We start from the raw sequence: 18,448 nt of genomic DNA, 5'->3' as shown, positions 1-18,448 counted from the left end.
AAACGTTAAAAAGCCGACACTTGTCGGCTTTTTCTTTATCTAAACAATGGCGTTCAACATGCCTTTGTTAGCCATAGGCCACCGACGGTAACCACAAGATTAAGTTCGGCCAGAAGACCAAAACCACCAGCGCAATCAATTGAAGAATAATGAATGGCAGCACACCTTTGTAGATATCGACCAATCTAACCTCGGGTGGACACACCCCTTTCAGGTAGAACAAGGCAAACCCCACAGGCGGGGTTAAGAAGCTCGTCTGCAGTGCCATCGCCACCAGCATGACAAACCACACAAGCTCCGCGTTATCCAACCCAGGATAAGTGCCAATGTCCAAGTCTAACCCCAGTACGACGGGCGCAAGTAGCGGCAATACAATCAGGGTAATTTCAATCCAATCAAGGAAAAAGCCGAGCAGGAAAATCACCAACAAAATAAACGCCACCACCCCATACGGGCCAAAAGGCAGCGCTTCGAAGGCTTGCTCGATGAACTCATCGCCACCCAACTCACGTAGCACCAACGCAAAGCAGGTTGCACCAATGAAAATAGCAAAAATGTAGGCCGTGGTTTTATAGCTATCAATGAGCACTTCTCGCAGTACTGATAACGAAAAACGTTTGTAGTAGACCGCCAGTAAGATAGCGCCAAAGGCCCCTACGCCTGACGCTTCAGTCGGCGTAGCAATTCCCGCAAAAATAGACCCTAGCACTGCAAGGATAAGCGCAAACGTCGGCACAATGGCTTTAGCAACGTCTTTGATTATGCCCCAGTCCACCGCCTTCGCATCGTCCGGTAACGGAATAGATGTTGGCTTAACCAACCCAACTATCAGCAAGTAGAGAATATAAATAGCGCCCAGCATCAAACCCGGCACCATCGCCCCCATAAACAGATCACCCACTGATAACGCCAGCTGATCCGCCATAATGACAAGCATGATCGAAGGAGGTAACAAGATACCCAGCGTGCCCGCAGATGCGATGGTACCGAGTGCCAGTGGAAGGTGATAACCCTGCTTCATCATGGCGGGCAACGACATGGTCGCGAGCAACACGACGGATGCCCCGATGATGCCTGTCGACGCTGCCAAAATGATCCCAATGGCCATGACAGTGATCGCCAAGCCACCATGCACACGCCCAAATAACGCTTGCATGGAGTGCATTAGGCGGTCCGCTACGCCGGATTTATCTAACATGTTCCCCATGAAGATAAACATGGGAAGTGCCACCAATATCCAGTTGTCCATGATCTTGTAAAGGCGGTTAACCACAAGGCCAAGCGTGGTGAAATCCAGCCCTGTCCATGTGTCTAAATAGATATCGCTGTAATAACCAATGATGGCAAACGCCACACCCACGCCACCCAGTACCCACGCAACGGGAATACCCACAAACAGGAGAAGAATAAAACTGCCAAACATGGCAAGAATGAGGATTTCATTCGCTTCCATGCGAACCTCCGTGATCTGACGCTGACGAACCCTTACCCCGCAACAATGCGATGGATCTCAATACCCGCGCTAAACTCGCAAATGCTAACAATGCCGCACTAAATGGGATGGCAGACTTGATCACCCAACGCCAAGGCAAACCCGACGGCGCGTTAGAACGCTCATCCACACGCCATGCTTCATACACAAAATCGAGCGAATGGATAAAAATGACGTACATAAATGGCCAAACAAAGAAAGCGACTGTGATGATTTCTACCCATGCTTTTGCGCGCTCAGAAAATCGGTGATAGAAAATATCGACACGTACATGCGTGCCCGTGATTTCCGCGTATGACAAACCAAAGAGCACGCCTACCGCGTACAAATGCCATTGCATTTCTTCTAACGCGATCTGTCCATTGCTGAACACCTTGCGCAAAACAACCTGCGTGATGATCACCACAATCAAAATGAGATAACTCCACGCAAAAAAGCGCCCGAGGGATCGCACGACATGTTCAATACTGTCAGCAAGGGGCGAGGCAGAAGGCGAATAGGAAGGCTGGGCCATAATTCGTTCCCTGTTCCATAAAAATCTAGGTGGTAAAAAAAGGGGCAGCAGATGCTGCCCAAACACGAGAGATTATTGTCGAGGTAGGAAACCTTTTGATTCCCAGACTTGGTAATTAGTGCGGAACGTTGACATGTCATCCCACACTTTCTTGAAGTAAGGGTCTTGTTTTTGTTCGTCCACCACATCAAGCCACGTGGTTTCAAACAGGGTCAGCATCTCGTCGTTCCAGTAACGAAGTTCGACGCCCTGCTCTTGTGCTTTCTGCATGGCTTCAAACTGCATCGCTTCACCTTCGGCTATCGAGTTCGTCATCGATGCGAGACATAGCGTTTCGACGGCAGCTTGCTGATTGTCATCCATCTTGTTCCACGTGTCTTTGTTGATCAAAAGTTCAAACACAGTGGCCTGCTGGTGCCAACCTGGGAAGTAGTTGTATTTCACGATTTTGTGAAAGCCAAGGCGCTGGTCAATCGCAGGTTGTGAAAACTCAGTGGCATCAATCGCCCCTTTCTCAAGCGCGCCAAAGATTTCGCCGCCCGGAAGTTGAACGGTACCCACCCCCAGCTTTTCCATCACCTGACCACCGAGCCCGAAGAAACGCATGGTGATCCCTTTCAGATCTTCTGGTTTTTCGATTGGCTTTTTAAACCAACCTGACGTTTCGGGCGAGATGATGGCGCACGGCAGTACTTTTACGTTATAGCCTGCTTGGTCATACATTCCCTGGTAAAGATCTAAGCCGTTACCGTAGAAAAGCCACGCCATGTATTCCGGCGCTTCAGGGCCAAACGGCACTGCGGAGAAAAGTGCAGCAGCTGGCATTTTGCCTTGCCAATACCCCGCCGTCGCATAGCCCGAGTTCACTTTACCGCTCGAGACAGCATCCAAAATTTCAAGCGGCGCCACCAGTTTGCCGGGTTCATAGACTTTCATTTTTATGGTGTTACCGGATACCGGTGTAATGCGCTCTGATACCCACTTAATCGGGGTACCTAAAGCAGGAAGGTGAGTACCAAACGCAATGGGGGTTTTAAGTAACACTTTGTCTGCGAGGGCTGCGCCAGAAAAACATGCAGTAGCGACGGTAAGTACTTTTAGCGTTGTAGAAATTGGCCGTTTCATTGTCCACTCCTTGGTGCGCGGTATCACTGTTTTGAATGTATGGTGTTACCGACGTAGGGGTTGAGGTTTAGAGCACACTGAACCTGTTAAAAATTTGTTACCATCAGCCTATACATGCACTTCAGATTAGAAAATCAGGTAGATAACGGACGTGCCCTCGCACGATTTACGTACTTCGCTTCCGTAAAACTACGTAGATGCCATGGGTATCTTATTGAATTGCTGCAGTCCTGCGCAGGGAATGGGCGAAACCGTTCGTCTTGACGCGACCACAGCACTGTGCGGGAATGGGCGAGAAATGTGACGAAACACGTAACAACAATGCGGAAAAAAGAAAGGCTACACGCGAGAAACGTATGAATATACTGAGCAACCTAGTAGGCATAAACACACGGCTACGCGCCAAAATACTGGTGCTCGCCATGGTGCCCTTATTGCTGATGTTCGCGTTGATCATCGGTTTGGTTGCCGTACAATCTGAATCCCTTTCCACTAACCAAGCTGACCTCATTCGTACCGAGACCCTCGCCTCCAAAAAACAAGAACTGCTGAAATACGTCGAACTCGCCCGCGCCTCTGTATCTCCCATCTACAACGCCGCTTCCCCACATGATGAAAATGCCAAGCAAGCGGTGATCGACGTACTCAACAAGCTCACTTACGGCGAGGACGGATACTTCTTCGCCTACACCTATGACGGCACCAGCCTTGTTCTACCGTATCAGCCAGACATGGTGGGTCAGAACATTTGGGATGTAGAAGACACAAATGGTTTTAAGCTTCTCCAAGCACTGATTACATCTGCGCAGCAAGGCGGCGGTTTTGTTGAATACTACTGGCACAAGCCCTCGCGCAAAGAGCCCGTAAAGAAGTTAAGTTATGCCATCGGGTTAGAAAAATGGGGATGGATGGTCGGTACGGGGGTGTATATTGATGACATCGATACGCAAGTCATGTCACTTCACCATAAAATCGACGAAATCATCAGTAAAACCTTCATTGGCCTAGGCATTACTCTCGTGATCACCATTGGCATCATGGCGAGCTTAGCCGCCACCATTCACGTCAATGCGCGCGAACTTGCCGATAACAAATTACAGGCGCTCAACCGCCAGTTAATCGACTCCCAAGAAGAAGAACGCACACGGGTAGCCCGCGAACTGCATGATGGCATCAATCAGATTTTGGTTTCGGTGAAATACCGCCTAGACAGTTTAAAAGAAGCGAAGAACCCTGAAGAAATTGGCGAGCACCTTGGTTTGGGGCAAGCCAGTTTGAATGAAGCGGTCACAGAACTTCGCCGCATATCGAAGGATTTACGCCCTGCTCTTCTGGACGATCTCGGCTTGCTTCCCGCCCTTGAGGATTTAGCCAAAGAAGTCACCATGCGCTCTGGCATGACAGTGATTTTCGAACACCACTTAGACATGTCCCACGTTTCCAAGGCCGCAGAAATCACCCTTTATCGCGTCGCTCAAGAGGCGCTACATAACGCTGAAAAACACTCACAGGCCAAGGCAGTCGACATCATTTTGCAGGAAGAAGAAGGCGAGATTGTGCTTACCATCGCAGATGACGGCATCGGCTTCGATGAACATAGGCTTCGCGTTACCGTCCAATCCATGGGGTTAAAGAACATGCGCGAGCGGATTGAAAACCTCGATGGACACTTCGCCATCAATAGTTTGTTAAAGCAGGGCACGGAAGTACGCGCAATTTTGCCCGCCAAATAGGCGCAAAAAGCCTTCGATTTTGGTGGGTAATGACATTCGAAAGGAGAAACACCATGACCACATTGTTGCTTGCGGACGACCACGTTCTGTTGCAAGACGGGTTAAAAGACCGTTTGTCTCGCCAACCGCAATTTTCAATTGTTGGAACGGCCAGTGATGGCGAGTGTGCGATTGAAAAAACCTTGGCATTACGGCCTGACATTTTACTCACAGATATTTCCATGCCAAAGAAAACAGGATTGGAAGTATTGAACACACTGCGCGAATCCGCCCCGGATGTGAAAGTGGTGATATTGAGCATGCACAGCAACAAAGAGTACATCATGGCGGCCATGCGTGGCGGCGCAAAGGGGTATGTTTTGAAAGATGTTTCCTCACAGGAGTTGGTGCAGGCGCTCGATATCATCGCAGGAGGAGGATCTTATTTTAGTGCTGGCGTATCAGAGACTTTGCTCGAAGGCATGAATGAACTTGAGAACAAAGAACACGATGATTCCCAGCCCACGCCGAGGGAAAAAGATGTGCTCATTCTTATCGCCAATGGCGCATGCAACAAAACCATCGCAAGGGAGCTGGATATCAGCGTTCGTACTGTCGAAACTCACCGACTGCGGGTGAAAAAGAAGTTGGGCGTAACATCCACCGCAGGGTTAGTTAAATATGCCATTGATCAGGGTTGGATTGACCAAGAGGAAAGCCATTAAGTCAGCGCATGCACGTTGCGCCACATACCCTATAGCATTCGGTATTTAGCATGAATATCATGACGTTATTTGTCTACTTTTTGAACCATGACAGCGAAATTATCCGTGAAGTGCGTATCGTAGTGGTTACTTCTTTTTCGATTGGTTTAAGGCATGCAGCAAGCGCATTTTGCTATCCCGGAATACCCAAAGATCACATACGCTGGTATTTCCCGTGAAACACTAAGCCGGAAAACACCGAATTTCCTCAATTCAGTGAAATGGTATGCCCGCGTTGGTATTTCATTCACTTTTATATTTTTTGCCTCCGTCACCACCTTTTCGTGTTACCTCTTTGATTTGACGGACGATATCTTTTTCATCGCCACACTCGCCATTACCTTCTTTCTGTATTTGTGTTCGTTACCCCTTCTCACCAAGATCATCATTTCTTCCGAACGCGTTAGACAGTGGGTACGCAAATCTAAACACCGTTATTTTTTAAAGGCGCTCGCGAATACCCCTTTTGAAGCAAGATTGAACGCCTCCAACATCATATGGGAAACGTTGCGCAGTGATGAATGGGCGACCTGCATCAATGATGCGCATGAAATAGACAGGGAGCGTACTGTTTATTGTTGCCAGCAGCTTGGCAAAATTGCATCAAACCTGATTGACAGCGACCCAGAGATTTTTAGCGATGCTATGCTTAAAACCATGAATAATCAGAGAGGTAGCGCGCCTTACTTCTTCGATATTTTGGTGAGACTTGCAGAACAGCAATTTCACAATGAGCACGAAAGCCAACGAAAATTACGTGGGACTCAAAAGCTGATGTTGGATGACATTTTCTCGCATCGGTAGTTCGCCCCCAACGACCCCGGAGAGATAATGAAAATTGTTCTTGTGACCGGAGGCAGCAGTGGTATCGGCCTTCAAACAGTGATGCATTACCATCGTTCAGGCTTCAAAGTGCTTACTTGTTCCAGGAATGAAGATAAGTGGAATAAGGTACTTGCTACTCATCCAGAGCTGTCTGCTGTCGACTATCTCCCTGTCGATTTGAAAGATGTTCATCAGGTTGATCGCTATTTCGGGTATATCCGGGAAAACTATGGCCATCTCGACATTGTGGTCAACAATGCCTCCCCCCCGCTAGAATCTCGCGGCGATTACGCCGATGTGCCTATTGATGCGCTTTACAACACCCTCATCGGTGACTTTTGGATCCACGCACTGTGCCTAAAATACGAATTAAATCTTGTTGTTAACGGCGGCTCCATCGTCAACGTTAGTTCGGTCAATGGGATCCGTCCAACACCCAACGCCGCCATGTTTTCCGCCGCGAAACACGGCATTGAAGGGCTCACCCGATCTATCGCAGTTGAAGCCATTCGAAAAGGTATTCGCGTAAACGCGGTGGCTCCCGGTGTAACGTGGACACCTCGTTGGGAGCAAACACAGGCTGAAATGGGCGACGAATTAAAAAACACCGTAGCAAGCCAAGTGCCGAACGGGCGATTCGCAACGGTAGAAGAAGTGGCCAACGCCATTGCTTGGCTTAGCTCCGAGCAGGCCAACTACATTGTGGGTCATACCTTGGTGATGGACGGCGGCCTGAGTTTGACATAGCGTCAGCATTTTCAGTGCTAACACACGCAAAAAAGACTGCCGAGGCAGTCTTTTTTCTTATCATGTTGTTTGTCCGGTATTTCTATGGCTGCTTGCCAATGAAAGAAGCCATTAAGCCTTTCGCGTTTGCAGCATCCAGCGACCCACCCCAGCTAAGCCAAACAAAGCAAACAGGAAGACACTCATGCTACCGCCGCTGCTTCCACCACCGCTACGCGAGTGTGTTGGCGCGGGTTGGGTAAACATGGGCTGACTCGTGTCGGCTTGTGTGGGTTGTACATTCTGGGTTTGGCGTGTTTGTCGTGCCTGTTGCTCTTTCTGCACGCGCGCTTGGTTGTTACGCTCAACGCCAAGCTGTTGGAACACATCTTCTTCAACCACCAGCAGCGAGGTGTAGTCCGTCAAAAGCCCATACTCTACGGCGATGTCTTCTATCGCTTGTTCTTTGTCGGCATCTTTCTGCTCCAGGTAATCCATCTGTGCTTCTAAATCTCGAATCGCTGAAAATGCCCACATTCTTTCAAGCTCCGGGTTACGCAGCGTTTTTTCTGGCAGCGATACCTTGGTGGTGTATCGACGCGTCTCGCCATTCACTTTCATGCTCAAGGTAACGTCCGCCGTTCCCGCTTTGAAGTAATGGCCAAAGACCGTCAACTGTTCACCTCGATACAAGCTACTAATAGAGTCTGGTGTCAGATCTTTCACCTTCACACCGTCAATATCCAATTGAATATCGCGATACGCTTGGTGCGTTAACTTGCTCGAGATGTTGAGTAAATGCCCCATCATGTCATCTGCGTTCGACACGGAGGTCGCAACACCATTTGATAGCTTAGTCATTGGCACCAATAGCGGTGTATTCGCACTGTTACCCATGATGAAGGTAAACAAACGGACATCGTACTTCTCCATCATTTTGAAGAATTTCCGCTTCTCAGTCACACCCACATTCGCCACACCATCTGTCACCAGCACGATACCCGTTGGACGATCGGCATCGAGCTTACGCACCGCTGCGCCCATACCTTCATAAAGATTGGTGCCGTTGCTCGGTTGCATGGCTGAAATTTCACTCAGGGCTTTTTCAACGTTTGTCTTGTTGGCAGAGATAAAGCCATTGGTCAGGTCATACGCTGCGCTATCAAACATCACAATACGAAAACGGTCTTGCTGTGGCAGTTTGTTCAGCCCCTGTCGAACCCCTTCCGCCAAGGTGTTGTACTTGCCCGACATCGACCCTGATTTATCTAAGACGAAAACCCAATCGCGCCCTTGGGTTACTGGCCCCAAGTCATCACCCGGCGTAAACGTGAGCTTCACTGTGCCGCGCTTTGATTCTTCGGGATCACGGTACGCAACCATGTCCAAGCGACCCGGCAATCCGTCTTGCAGACGCCAGTAAACCACGATGTCTTGATCCAATCGGTACGCAGGTGCAGAGGGTGATGATGTCGCACCTTCCTCTTCAGCCACTGCTGATGTTTGGTTCGCCACTTGCGCCTTCCAAATCGTGTGCTCGCCTAACGCTTCCTGTGAGAGTGCTGCATTCGGGTGAGATGGCAAACGCACACCATCAACGGGATACGCGGATTTCAGCGCAACGTTGAACGAGAAATCATGCTGCACGGTATCGTTACGCGTCCAAAAGCTGTCGCGCGCTTCATCGACACCGCCCTCTTCCATCGGATACACGTAACGGCCAATGCCGTGGTCAATCAGCGCATCTTGCAGGTAAACCAATCTCACCTTGACGCGCTGTTGAGGCTGAACAGGAAAGACACGCATCTCAAACGTTTTGTATCCGTCTTTTTCTGTCAATGCCGTCGCATTGCCTTGTGCTTTTTGCTCTTCATATATCTTTTTGGCTTTGTCTTTCGCCACGGATTCTGCAATCACTGGCGTGCCGTTTATCCAATAGATAAATTCGCCAACCACAGCTTCTTGCGGCACAGGAAATGAATATCGCGCTTCGAGCACATCATTATTTGGGTTATAGAAGATTTGTTCGATGGACGTTGTCGCGTAGCCGTCTTCGATAACGACATCCACGTGATGCGTTTCGATGGTGAGGTCTTGGTGTTGGCTGTTTGTCGGTTTCAATAACCCGCTCGCCATTGCAGCGGGGGCAAACCAGCCTACTACAAACGTGAGAAATACCATTCCCCACGTCATCAATCTTTGCGTCATTTGCTGTTGGTTTAGCATCGTGTGCCTCCATTGCGTTGCTTCTTTGAGAATCGTTCTCTCATCTGCAGGACGTTGATGTTGGCGTTATTTGCACCAGCAACGCACTGCGTTTTCAGAAGCTTGCAACAAGACGGCGTCAGTCAAAAGCACCATGTCCGAAGTGACAATATACGTAACGCTACGTCTTATGAGGTGACACCTTCTCGCCGAAACAACGTGTTGGAGGGTGTGAACGCACACTTATCCATACGTGCTAAGACATATTGATTCATTGGCTATTCTTGGGGCTAAACGCTATTCGTATTCATCGAAAAGTGGGAAGGTCCAGCGGCGCATCGCGACCACCATGGACGTGCCATGACGCTCTTGCATCGTTAAATCCGAGTCTTGGTTGCATGAATCATAAAACTCACTCACCAGACGTTGAATACGTTGCTGAAATTTGTAGTTGGTCGAGAGTGACATCAGCCCAGTAGACATCACCAACTTCTCTTCATCCCCCGCAAAGCGAGATTGGAAGAAAGCACTGATCACTTGTTGCTGGAAGAACTGCTGAATAGGACCACCCGCCACCCATGAAAATGACGGAGAGATTTTGAGTTTAATGCGGTTATCCGGTTGAAGCTCAATCAGGTTTAAGCGGTCTAAATGCGCCAATTTCTGAATCAGTGCGGTTTCAGGTAAGTTATATTGTTCAAGGATTTGGTCGAAGCGATACCCATTCGTGATGCACACAGCAACCAAGAGCAAGGCTTTGTCAGCCACCAGCTCTTCTTCTTGCTGCCACGTTAATTCAGTGATCTGATTGCTGCTTTCAGACGAGAGTTTAAACAACTCACCCATTTCCATATCAATAAGTTGGCATACCGTCGCCAAGCGCTCCAAGCTCAAGCTTCCACCATTGGCAAACAGGCGCTTTACCGAGCCCTCACTGAGCGATAACGCACTCGCGACATCTTGATAATTCACGCCACGCGCTTTGAGCTGTTTTTTTAACGTTTGAACCACTTGATCACATTCAGCCATGTTTCCTCCTTGAAACCAGAGGACAGTAAACCGTAACCGCGTTGGCTTTTCCAGTGCTATCTAAAAGGCAGGCCGTCAGTGCCTTACTGACATTCGGCGTCATCGAAGTTCCTGACTGTGACCCAAAAAATGGCGGATAAAAAAATACCACCCAATTGGGTGGCATTTTTATGTATTCTTTCGGATTTATTCTTTACCGAACACGTTGTTTTCTTGTTCTTGAACGCGAATAAACGTCGTGCGCTTAGTCAACTCTTTAAGCTGCGCAGCACCCACGTAAGTACATGTAGAACGCACGCCACCAAGAATGTCAGAAATCGTATCGTTCACTGTGCCACGGAATGGAAGCAGTACAGTTTTGCCCTCTGCTGCGCGATATTTCGCAACACCACCAGAGTGTTTCGCCATGGCGCTTTCAGAAGACATGCCATAGAACTTCATGAACTGCTTACCGTCTTGCTCAATCACTTCACCACCGCTTTCTTCGTGGCCAGCTAGCATACCGCCAAGCATCACAAAATCAGCACCGCCACCGAACGCTTTAGACACGTCACCTGCACATGAACAACCGCCATCACCGATAATGCGGCCACCTAGACCGTGCGCGGCATCTGCACACTCAATAATGGCAGAAAGCTGCGGGTAGCCGACGCCCGTTTTCACGCGAGTAGTACATACAGAACCAGGACCAATGCCCACTTTTACGATGTCTGCACCAGCAAGAATAAGCTCTTCAACCATGTCACCTGTTACAACGTTACCCGCACTGATCACCTTGCCAGGGAAGGCAGCGCGAACACGTTCAACGTATTGAACAAGGTGCTCAGAGTAACCATTCGCAATGTCGATACAGATGAAAATAAGTTCATCAGATAGCGCCATGATATCTTTGGTTTTCTGGAAATCTGCATCAGAAGTACCGGTAGAAACCATCACATTATTCAAAGTCTTAGCATCAGCCTCAGCAACGAAACCCGCCCAGTCTTCAACCGTGTAATGCTTGTGGATGGCAGTCATACAACCGTGCTCTGCAAGCACCTTACCCATTGTAAATGAGCCGACTGAATCCATGTTTGCTGCAATGACAGGTACACCAGACCATTGACGACCGCTATGCTTGAAGGTAAACTCGCGGGTTAATTCAACTTGTGAACGGCTTTTTAAGGTAGAACGTTTCGGGCGAAACAGTACATCTTTGAAACCCAACTTCAAGTCTTGTTCGATACGCATGTGTCTTTCCTTTATATACAGACGATGCCCTTTCGGACAGTGCTCATGGATTTTAGCTATTGGCAGATAGCTGAAATATTCACCATTGAGCAGGCACAAAAAAACCGGAGCGTTGGCAGACGCTCCGGTTTTCAGCATTATAGGCAGATAAATATTATTCACAAGACTGACAATTAAAATTTTTTTGTGATACCTTTTGTCAGAATACACCCCGATAAATTCAAAAATCCCTCTCTATTTACAACCACTTATCTCGTTTTTTTCTCTTCTCAATTTGTATAAAAAAACCGCGTATTCCCAATGGAAACACGCAGCTTGATTATTCTTTTGTCAGTAAAAAAACACCCGACTTAGTCAATGTTTTTCCTACTGATTTAGTTGATGTTGCTTCTACTGAACAGGCACCCATGGACCCCATGCTTCGCTCAATAACGGATCATCACCTTGTGTCCAGTAAAGCGCTTTATACGTCACGCCCTTTACAACCACTTGCTGATCTTTGTTGTAAACCTTGGTAGCGCTCCATGCATTAGGATCAGACGGTGTTCCCGCATCCGTTCCATTGCCTGAGCCTGTCGTTGGCATCTCAGCATCCGGTAACACACGCACGGTTGGCCAGCCTGCGTGTGAACCATAGAAATTCGTCACACACTTCTCGTAGTCGCCCGGAACCAAGGCCGAATAAGCAGTTTGGAAGCCAACAAGCTCACATTCAAATGAATAGCCACCCGGGCGATCAGCGTAGTATTTCCAGTTACCATCCCAGTTGGTGTAAAGCACATCCGTTGCACCTTGTAGGTTCAAGCTACCGAATGGCAATTGTTGATAACAAGTATTGGCTTCATCCGCCTCAATAGGGATTTGATAGTGTGCCGCTAATCCTTCCCAGTAACGAATACGGTTAACTGGCTGGCCTTTGGTTTTGTTTTGCTCACCACACTCAATGCCACCATTAATGATATTGATGGTGGTACCAAAACCGTAACCAATGCCCGCGTCCTTTTCACGCTGAGAAGGCGTCCATGTTCTGTCAATAACATGAAGCATTGCTGGTTTTGGCGCTTGGGGTGTAAGGAAGAACCAAATCGCTGACGCAAGGTTTAACCAAGAGTCCGCCACCAAACCCGGTTCATTAAGCAGTTTGGTTGCATCGCCGTCATACATCACTTCAGAAAACATGCCGTAGTTAAAGTGATAAGAAAGCTGTTTTGCACCACGTCCAAAGTACCCCTGCCCTGCCGCGCATGGCCATCGGCTATTCTGCCAATCTTGCTGACCACACCCTGTCGTGTAGCCTTCTTGGCCTTCAGCCCAACCCATTTCACGGACGTGAACCAGTGCTTGCTGCCATTCTTCTAACGCGAGTGGGTTATCCGACGTGTTGTCGATAGCAATGTGTCCACCGGTTTCTTGAGAGAAATGGGCAAACGCCGTGATAATGGATTTCTTACAGATGGCATCAGCATCTCGACCATCAGTGTAATCACCACAGAATGCTGGGAACTTACCTATCGCACGCAAGAAGCGGGTGTAAGTGTATTCAGGTGCCGCCATTTGCGTCAGAAAATCCCAATCTGAACGTGGGAAAACGCGCTCAACACGTTTTACGTTGTCTGGGTTTGAAGCAAGTCCTTCGTCAATGGCTTCAACCACAGTGTTAGATGTGGTTTCGAGTGCTTTGGACCAAATGGCATACATAGGATCGGAGGTTTGTGCCGCTTCTGCTGCTGCCATTTCAGAGGCAGAAACAACGAACCCGTTGACGTCATTAGGATCAGTTTGAGGGTTCATGGAAATGGCGCTATTCGCCATAAAACTAGCACCACACAGTGCCGTAAACAGAGCTGTTCTTTTCATGTCAGTTTCCTTATCAAATACGCCGGAATGAGAAAGTCTCCCCTTCCAAATTCGCCGCTGCGATGGCTATATCATCACGATGTCATTTTTACGCTGGGCCTATTCCGTTAACGCTGTACGTGGCGCGTTTTACCCAGTCATTCTTGATGATTTTGTTATTAACGCAGACAGCCAACTATATGCATGACTTGATATACAACTGAACCACTATCAACCAGACAAATACCAAGACTGTATGATGCCCCGTTAGGTTTTGATAAAGGCTGACCTGTTGTAGCGTGATTTTTTGAAGCCAAACACGTTAGACAAAAGAATTCTCAACACAATGCACTCATTTTCATGCACACTCGTCGAATTAAAAACTGCGAACTGGCTCGCTAAAAGGCGGCGGTATCCCCTGAATCCAGCCGTCTCAGGTGCAAAAAAGCGCGTACCCTACTTTCGTAAAATACGCGCTTTTGTGATCACAATTTAATCATGCATCGCGCTATGTGCCGTGTTTATTGCTCAAGACTTAGCGTTGCATTCATGGACAGTTATAGCTGTTGCCAAGGACCCCACTGGGCACCCGATGCTGGGTTGTCACCTTGTGTCCAATACTTGGCTTTATAAGTCACACCGCCCACAACAACTTGGTCACCCGCCAGGTAAACCTTGTTGGCATCCCATGTTGTATTGCCTGGTTCTGGTGTTGGTTCAGGGTCCGGGGTTGGAGTTGGTGTTGGATCGGGCGTCGGTGTAGGTTCTGGGTCAGGCGTTGGTTCTGGCGTCGGCGTTGGTGGTGTACCAGACACTACTTTCCATGCGCCATATTCACCACTGGTCTCTGGGTTAACGCCCTGGTTCCAATATTTCGCTTGGTAGGTAACACCGTTTACCACGACTTGATCACCAGTGTTGTAAACCTTAGTGGCGTCCCAAGCATTTTCTGCAGGAGGATTCGTACCACCACCGGTGTCACCGCCATCAATTTTGTCAACGACACGCACTTCTGGCCAACCTGCATGCGAACCATAGAAATTCGTCACACACTTCTCGTAGTCACCCTCAACAAGCGCGGAGTAAGCAGTTTGGAAGCCAACTAATTCACATTCAAATGAATAGCCACCCGGGCGATCAGCAAAATACTTCCAGTTGCCATCCCAGTTAGTGTAAAGCACATCTGTAGCACCTTGCAGATTCAAGCTACCAAACGGCAATTGCTGCCAGCAGGTATTCACTTCATCGGCTTCAATTGGAATGTCGTAGTGTTTTGCCAAGCCTTCCCAATAACGGATGCGGTTAACCGGTTGTCCTTTGTCTTTGTTTTGCTCGCCACACTCAATACCACCATTGATAATATTGATAGTGGTACCAAAACCATAACCAATGCCTGCATCTTTCTCGCGCTGTGAAGGCACCCAAGTACGGTCAATCACATGCAGCATTGCAGGTTTTGGCGCTTGTGGCGTTAAGAAGAACCAAATCGCAGATGCAAGGTTCAACCAAGAATCAGCAACCAATCCCGGCTCACCCAGCAGTTTGTTGGCATCACCATCAAACATCACTTCAGAAAATGCGCCGTAGTTAAAGTGGTAAGAAAGTTGTTTAGCACCACGGCCGAAATACCCCTGCCCTGCCACACATGGCCAACGCTGGTTTTGCCAATCATTCTGCCCACACCCTGTTGTGTAGCCTTCTTGACCTTCAGACCAACCCATTTCACGCACGTGCACCAAAGCTTGCTGCCACTCTTCAAGCCCAAGAGGGTTGTCCCACGTATTATCGACAGCAATATGTCCACCCGTTTCCTGCGCAAAGTGCGCAAACGCCGTCACAATGGATTTCTTACAAATCGCATCGGCATCGCGGCCATCAGTGTAATCACCACAGAACGCTGGGAACTTACCAATCGCCTGTAGGAATCGGGTGTAGGTATATTCAGGCGCGGCCATTTGAGTCAGAAAATCCCAATCCTGACGAGAGAACACGCGCTCTACTCGTTTTACGTTGATCGGATTGCTCGCCAACCCTTCATCAATGGCATTGACAACAGCGTTCGGCTGAGTTTCAAGAGCCTTAGACCATGTCGCATACATAGGGTTAGACGTTTGGGCTGCGGCCGCGGCATTCACTTCTGCGCGCTCGACAATGAATCCATTGGGATTTTCTGGATCAGGCTGAGGCGTCATGGTTGCCCCCTGAGCCGCAAATGTTGCGCCGAGCAACACTGGAATCAAAGCAGTTTGTTTCATCGTAAAAATTCCTTATCAAAAAGTGAGATTTGCCTCCTATCGGATTCAAATCACGTAAACTGCGCTGTCTGTGCTTTACCCAACTCCACCTCTATGCCCTAAACTGCCGAAGGAATACGCAAACTTCGATACGACATTGTTGAGTGTTTTTGCCTAATGATGACGACGAGCAGCGACTATAATTCCCGCGCAGCCGCCTCAATATATGCACTGTGCGAATATTAAAATGAGACCCACCCTCCAGTAGACACGCCACCAGCAGACGGGATGATATTTATCCGAGTGACTTCAAGCTGTTAATGAGAAAACCAGTGATGTGTTTCGCGAAATATTCACTTACAACTGTTGTGGAAAGCGGGCTGAAAATCAGAAATTAAGGCAACATAAAAAGGCATGCATTCACATTTTGTATGTATTAACACTCGCTGTCTCAAACCACGATTTTTCAATACACTATCACTTGCAGAATCGCTGATATGGATTTGGAAAAAGGACGAATCATGAACGACGCCACTACCATTATCGACACGATAAAAGCACAGGGGGATGAAGCACTTGCTCAGAACGCCCAGCGTTTTTTCAAATCGGGGCCAGGGGAATACGGTGAAGGCGATCAGTTTATCGGCGTACGTGTGCCCGTTATTCGAAGCTGCGCAAAAGCCCACATTCATGCCTCGTTAGACACAATCGGTTCATTGCTTGATAGTGATTGGCATGAAATCCGACTGTTGGCCGTTATTCTACTTTCCGAACAGTTTAAAAAAGCCAAAGGAGAGGATCGCACCACCATTTACAATTTCTATCTGACTCAAACCCACCGCATTAATAATTGGGATTTGGTTGATAGCTCAGCGCACCATATTGTGGGCGGGTATCTCGCGGACAAAGACAGAGCAAAGATCTATGCGCTCTCTGAGTCTTCGTCATTATGGGAACGACGCATCGCCATGATGGCGACGTTTACGTTTATTCGGCTCAATCAATTTGATGACACGTATGCCCTTGCAGAAAAGTATCTGACAGACAAAGAAGATTTGATTCACAAAGTGTCGGGATGGATGTTAAGGGAGGCAGGAAAGAGAGACGTCGATAGGCTTCGCGGTTTTCTTGATCGCAATGTGTCGTCCATGCCAAGAACCATGCTTCGCTATGCGATTGAAAAATTAGATAACACAGAGAGAAAGCACTACCTTTCCCTCTGATTCTCTATCATCACAGCTAATGTATTGTTTTCGTTTCTAAACTGTCTACGCGTTGTCTCAATGCATCAAGCTCTTGCTGATAGGCACGATTTAGACCTGTCGTCTTCTGACGATTGATTTCAAACTCGCGTAATTGCGCGTGATAAGCAAAGTAACTGCGCAGCGTTTTAACCGCTAACACGACGGTAACGATGGCAATCACAAATAAGAACACATCCATGTTGTTTCCTCCATCCATGATCACTGCCTTTATAAGAGAATTAAGGAAATAGTGCTATTGAAGAGAGAAAATGCTCAGAGATACATCAAAGATCTAAATAAAAAGAGCGCACACAGCGCTCATTTTTTATATTTATTTACCGAATAACAGGATGTTATGAAACAGCCCACTGCGACAAGGTTCGCTTGAAATCTTGGTAATCAAACTCATTCAGTAGCTGCACGTCCCCATTGCTGCGTTGGCAATAGATAGAAGGCATTCGCAAACCATTAAACCAGTTCAACTTCACCATGGTGTAACCTGCACTGTCGGAAATGTGCAGGCGTTGCCCGATCTTTAACGGCTCGTCAAAGTTCGCCACACAGAACTGATCACCCGCCAAGCATGAGCAGCTGCCGATCACATAGGTGTGTTCGCCAGTGTCTGTGGCTTCCTCAATGGAGGCTGGCTCATTGTAGATCAGCGTGTCTAAACGGTGCGCTTCGGTTGCGCTGTCTACGATCGCGGTTTGCATGTCGTTTTCGACGATATCTACCACGGTAACAACAAGATCCGTTGTCTGGGTAATAATGGCTTCACCCGGCTCCAGATACAACTGAACACCGTGTCGATCACTGAATGCTTTCAGCGCTGATGCGAGTTTTTCAACGTCATACCCCGGCCATGTGAAAAACACACCGCCACCTAAGCTCACCCACTCGAGTGAATCGAGATAAGTACCAAACTTGTCCGAAATAGCATCCAATAAACCGATAAACGCATCCACATCTTTGTTTTCACAGTTCATGTGGAACATCACGCCATCGAGTGATGCAAACACTTCTGGGTCGATCTTGTCGGCATGCACACCCAAACGCGAAAACTGACGCGCGGGATCCGCAAGATCTTGTCCGGCATAACTCACACCAGGATTTAAACGAAGCCCTAACGAAGCTTTGCCTTCCACCAAGTGACGGTGCGCTTTAAGCTGCGATTGGCTATTGAAGATCAGCTTGTCACAAATGTCCGCCACGTCACGCACATCGTCCTCGCTGTAACCAACGCTGTAGGCATGGGTTTCACCGCCAAAGGTTTCGTGACCAAGCTTCACTTCAAATGGGCCGCTGCTCGTGGTGCCATCAAGGTATGGCTTGATGATGTCAAACACGCCCCACGTGGAGAAGCATTTAAGCGCCAGTACCAGTTTCACACCGGACAAGGCTTTCAGGCGTTTTGCTATTTCCAGATTACGAATCAGCTTATCTTCATCAATCAGAAAATAAGGTGTTTTTAACGATGATGAATTCATTGTTCTTCTCACAAAAAGCCTGCGA

Annotated in this window: 15 protein-coding genes; 5 read left to right on the top strand and 10 right to left on the bottom strand. The window is 48.2% G+C overall.

The annotated features are described in order from the left end of the window. Nucleotides 1-67: 67 nt before the first annotated feature. From EQP46_RS09250 to EQP46_RS09240, 3 genes are all read right to left on the bottom strand, one after another. Nucleotides 68-1,453 (bottom strand): TRAP transporter large permease, encoded by a 1,386-nt coding sequence (locus EQP46_RS09250; protein WP_129493361.1) that lies wholly within the window; start codon nt 1,451-1,453, stop codon nt 68-70. Further along, nucleotides 1,440-2,006 carry a TRAP transporter small permease subunit gene (locus EQP46_RS09245; protein ID WP_129493360.1) on the bottom strand — a complete coding sequence of 189 codons (567 nt, stop codon included), beginning with the start codon at nt 2,004-2,006 and terminating at the stop codon, nt 1,440-1,442. The genes EQP46_RS09250 and EQP46_RS09245 overlap by 14 nt, the downstream gene beginning before the upstream one ends. 72 nt (nt 2,007-2,078) lie before the next feature. Next, nucleotides 2,079-3,131 carry a TRAP transporter substrate-binding protein gene (locus tag EQP46_RS09240; RefSeq protein ID WP_129493359.1) on the bottom strand — a complete coding sequence of 351 codons (1,053 nt, stop codon included), beginning with the start codon at nt 3,129-3,131 and terminating at the stop codon, nt 2,079-2,081. Between the two features lie 356 nt (nt 3,132-3,487). Here EQP46_RS09240 and EQP46_RS09235 point away from each other — a divergent pair, with 356 nt between their 5' ends. The 4 genes from EQP46_RS09235 to EQP46_RS09220 all read left to right on the top strand — a co-directional run bounded on the left by EQP46_RS09235 (nt 3,488) and on the right by EQP46_RS09220 (nt 7,179). After that, on the top strand, nt 3,488-4,864 hold the full coding sequence (locus tag EQP46_RS09235) for a cache domain-containing protein (RefSeq protein WP_194956747.1): 1,377 nt from the start codon (nt 3,488-3,490) through the stop codon (nt 4,862-4,864). A gap of 53 nt (nt 4,865-4,917) precedes the next feature. Further along, nucleotides 4,918-5,568, top strand: a complete 651-nt coding sequence (locus tag EQP46_RS09230) for a response regulator (RefSeq protein WP_129493358.1) — start codon at nt 4,918-4,920, stop codon at nt 5,566-5,568. A gap of 153 nt (nt 5,569-5,721) precedes the next feature. Then, on the top strand, nt 5,722-6,411 hold the full coding sequence (locus EQP46_RS09225; RefSeq protein ID WP_129493357.1) for a hypothetical protein: 690 nt from the start codon (nt 5,722-5,724) through the stop codon (nt 6,409-6,411). A gap of 27 nt (nt 6,412-6,438) precedes the next feature. Beyond that, nucleotides 6,439-7,179 (top strand): SDR family NAD(P)-dependent oxidoreductase, encoded by a 741-nt coding sequence (locus tag EQP46_RS09220; RefSeq protein ID WP_129493356.1) that lies wholly within the window; start codon nt 6,439-6,441, stop codon nt 7,177-7,179. 111 nt (nt 7,180-7,290) lie between these two features. Here the strand turns inward: EQP46_RS09220 and EQP46_RS09215 are convergent, their stop codons facing one another. The 5 genes from EQP46_RS09215 to EQP46_RS09195 form a co-directional block, all read right to left on the bottom strand. Further along, nucleotides 7,291-9,384 carry a VIT and vWA domain-containing protein gene (locus EQP46_RS09215; RefSeq protein WP_129493355.1) on the bottom strand — a complete coding sequence of 698 codons (2,094 nt, stop codon included), beginning with the start codon at nt 9,382-9,384 and terminating at the stop codon, nt 7,291-7,293. Nucleotides 9,385-9,660: 276 nt separating this feature from the next. Next, nucleotides 9,661-10,392 (bottom strand): helix-turn-helix domain-containing protein, encoded by a 732-nt coding sequence (locus tag EQP46_RS09210; protein WP_129493354.1) that lies wholly within the window; start codon nt 10,390-10,392, stop codon nt 9,661-9,663. Nucleotides 10,393-10,578: 186 nt separating this feature from the next. Then, on the bottom strand, nt 10,579-11,622 hold the full coding sequence (locus EQP46_RS09205) for a GMP reductase (RefSeq protein ID WP_129493353.1): 1,044 nt from the start codon (nt 11,620-11,622) through the stop codon (nt 10,579-10,581). Nucleotides 11,623-12,012: 390 nt separating this feature from the next. Continuing rightward, nucleotides 12,013-13,479 (bottom strand): chitinase, encoded by a 1,467-nt coding sequence (locus EQP46_RS09200; RefSeq protein WP_129493352.1) that lies wholly within the window; start codon nt 13,477-13,479, stop codon nt 12,013-12,015. 536 nt (nt 13,480-14,015) lie between these two features. Then, nucleotides 14,016-15,713 carry a chitinase gene (locus tag EQP46_RS09195; protein WP_129493351.1) on the bottom strand — a complete coding sequence of 566 codons (1,698 nt, stop codon included), beginning with the start codon at nt 15,711-15,713 and terminating at the stop codon, nt 14,016-14,018. Between the two features lie 500 nt (nt 15,714-16,213). On the opposite strand from EQP46_RS09195, the gene EQP46_RS09190 reads away from it, so the two are divergent. Then, nucleotides 16,214-16,915: a DNA alkylation repair protein gene (locus tag EQP46_RS09190; RefSeq protein ID WP_129493350.1), complete on the top strand. Its 702-nt coding sequence runs from the start codon at nt 16,214-16,216 to the stop codon at nt 16,913-16,915. Nucleotides 16,916-16,931: 16 nt separating this feature from the next. Here the strand turns inward: EQP46_RS09190 and EQP46_RS09185 are convergent, their stop codons facing one another. Together EQP46_RS09185 and nspC are read right to left on the bottom strand one after the other, a co-directional pair. Next, nucleotides 16,932-17,153, bottom strand: coding sequence for a hypothetical protein (locus tag EQP46_RS09185; RefSeq protein WP_240671690.1), 222 nt, complete (start codon nt 17,151-17,153; stop codon nt 16,932-16,934). 136 nt (nt 17,154-17,289) lie between these two features. Continuing rightward, nucleotides 17,290-18,423, bottom strand: coding sequence for a carboxynorspermidine decarboxylase (gene nspC, locus EQP46_RS09180; protein WP_129493349.1), 1,134 nt, complete (start codon nt 18,421-18,423; stop codon nt 17,290-17,292). Nucleotides 18,424-18,448: the final 25 nt, after the last annotated feature.

Origin of the sequence: Enterovibrio baiacu (assembly GCF_004120195.1) — a bacterium.
Classification (GTDB): Bacteria; Pseudomonadota; Gammaproteobacteria; order Enterobacterales; family Vibrionaceae; genus Enterovibrio; species Enterovibrio baiacui.
The sequence above is the reverse complement of the archived record's forward strand: the minus strand, read 5'-3'. Positions and strand labels throughout refer to the sequence as shown.

Coding starts and splice junctions, on each gene's coding strand:
- EQP46_RS09250 (WP_129493361.1), bottom strand. CDS start 1,453: ATGGAAGCGAATGAAATCCTCATTCTTGCCATGTTTGGCAGTTTTATT.
- EQP46_RS09245 (WP_129493360.1), bottom strand. CDS start 2,006: ATGGCCCAGCCTTCCTATTCGCCTTCTGCCTCGCCCCTTGCTGACAGT.
- EQP46_RS09240 (WP_129493359.1), bottom strand. CDS start 3,131: ATGAAACGGCCAATTTCTACAACGCTAAAAGTACTTACCGTCGCTACT.
- EQP46_RS09235 (WP_194956747.1), top strand. CDS start 3,488: ATGAATATACTGAGCAACCTAGTAGGCATAAACACACGGCTACGCGCC.
- EQP46_RS09230 (WP_129493358.1), top strand. CDS start 4,918: ATGACCACATTGTTGCTTGCGGACGACCACGTTCTGTTGCAAGACGGG.
- EQP46_RS09225 (WP_129493357.1), top strand. CDS start 5,722: ATGCAGCAAGCGCATTTTGCTATCCCGGAATACCCAAAGATCACATAC.
- EQP46_RS09220 (WP_129493356.1), top strand. CDS start 6,439: ATGAAAATTGTTCTTGTGACCGGAGGCAGCAGTGGTATCGGCCTTCAA.
- EQP46_RS09215 (WP_129493355.1), bottom strand. CDS start 9,384: ATGCTAAACCAACAGCAAATGACGCAAAGATTGATGACGTGGGGAATG.
- EQP46_RS09210 (WP_129493354.1), bottom strand. CDS start 10,392: ATGGCTGAATGTGATCAAGTGGTTCAAACGTTAAAAAAACAGCTCAAA.
- EQP46_RS09205 (WP_129493353.1), bottom strand. CDS start 11,622: ATGCGTATCGAACAAGACTTGAAGTTGGGTTTCAAAGATGTACTGTTT.
- EQP46_RS09200 (WP_129493352.1), bottom strand. CDS start 13,479: ATGAAAAGAACAGCTCTGTTTACGGCACTGTGTGGTGCTAGTTTTATG.
- EQP46_RS09195 (WP_129493351.1), bottom strand. CDS start 15,713: ATGAAACAAACTGCTTTGATTCCAGTGTTGCTCGGCGCAACATTTGCG.
- EQP46_RS09190 (WP_129493350.1), top strand. CDS start 16,214: ATGAACGACGCCACTACCATTATCGACACGATAAAAGCACAGGGGGAT.
- EQP46_RS09185 (WP_240671690.1), bottom strand. CDS start 17,153: ATGGATGGAGGAAACAACATGGATGTGTTCTTATTTGTGATTGCCATC.
- nspC (WP_129493349.1), bottom strand. CDS start 18,423: ATGAATTCATCATCGTTAAAAACACCTTATTTTCTGATTGATGAAGAT.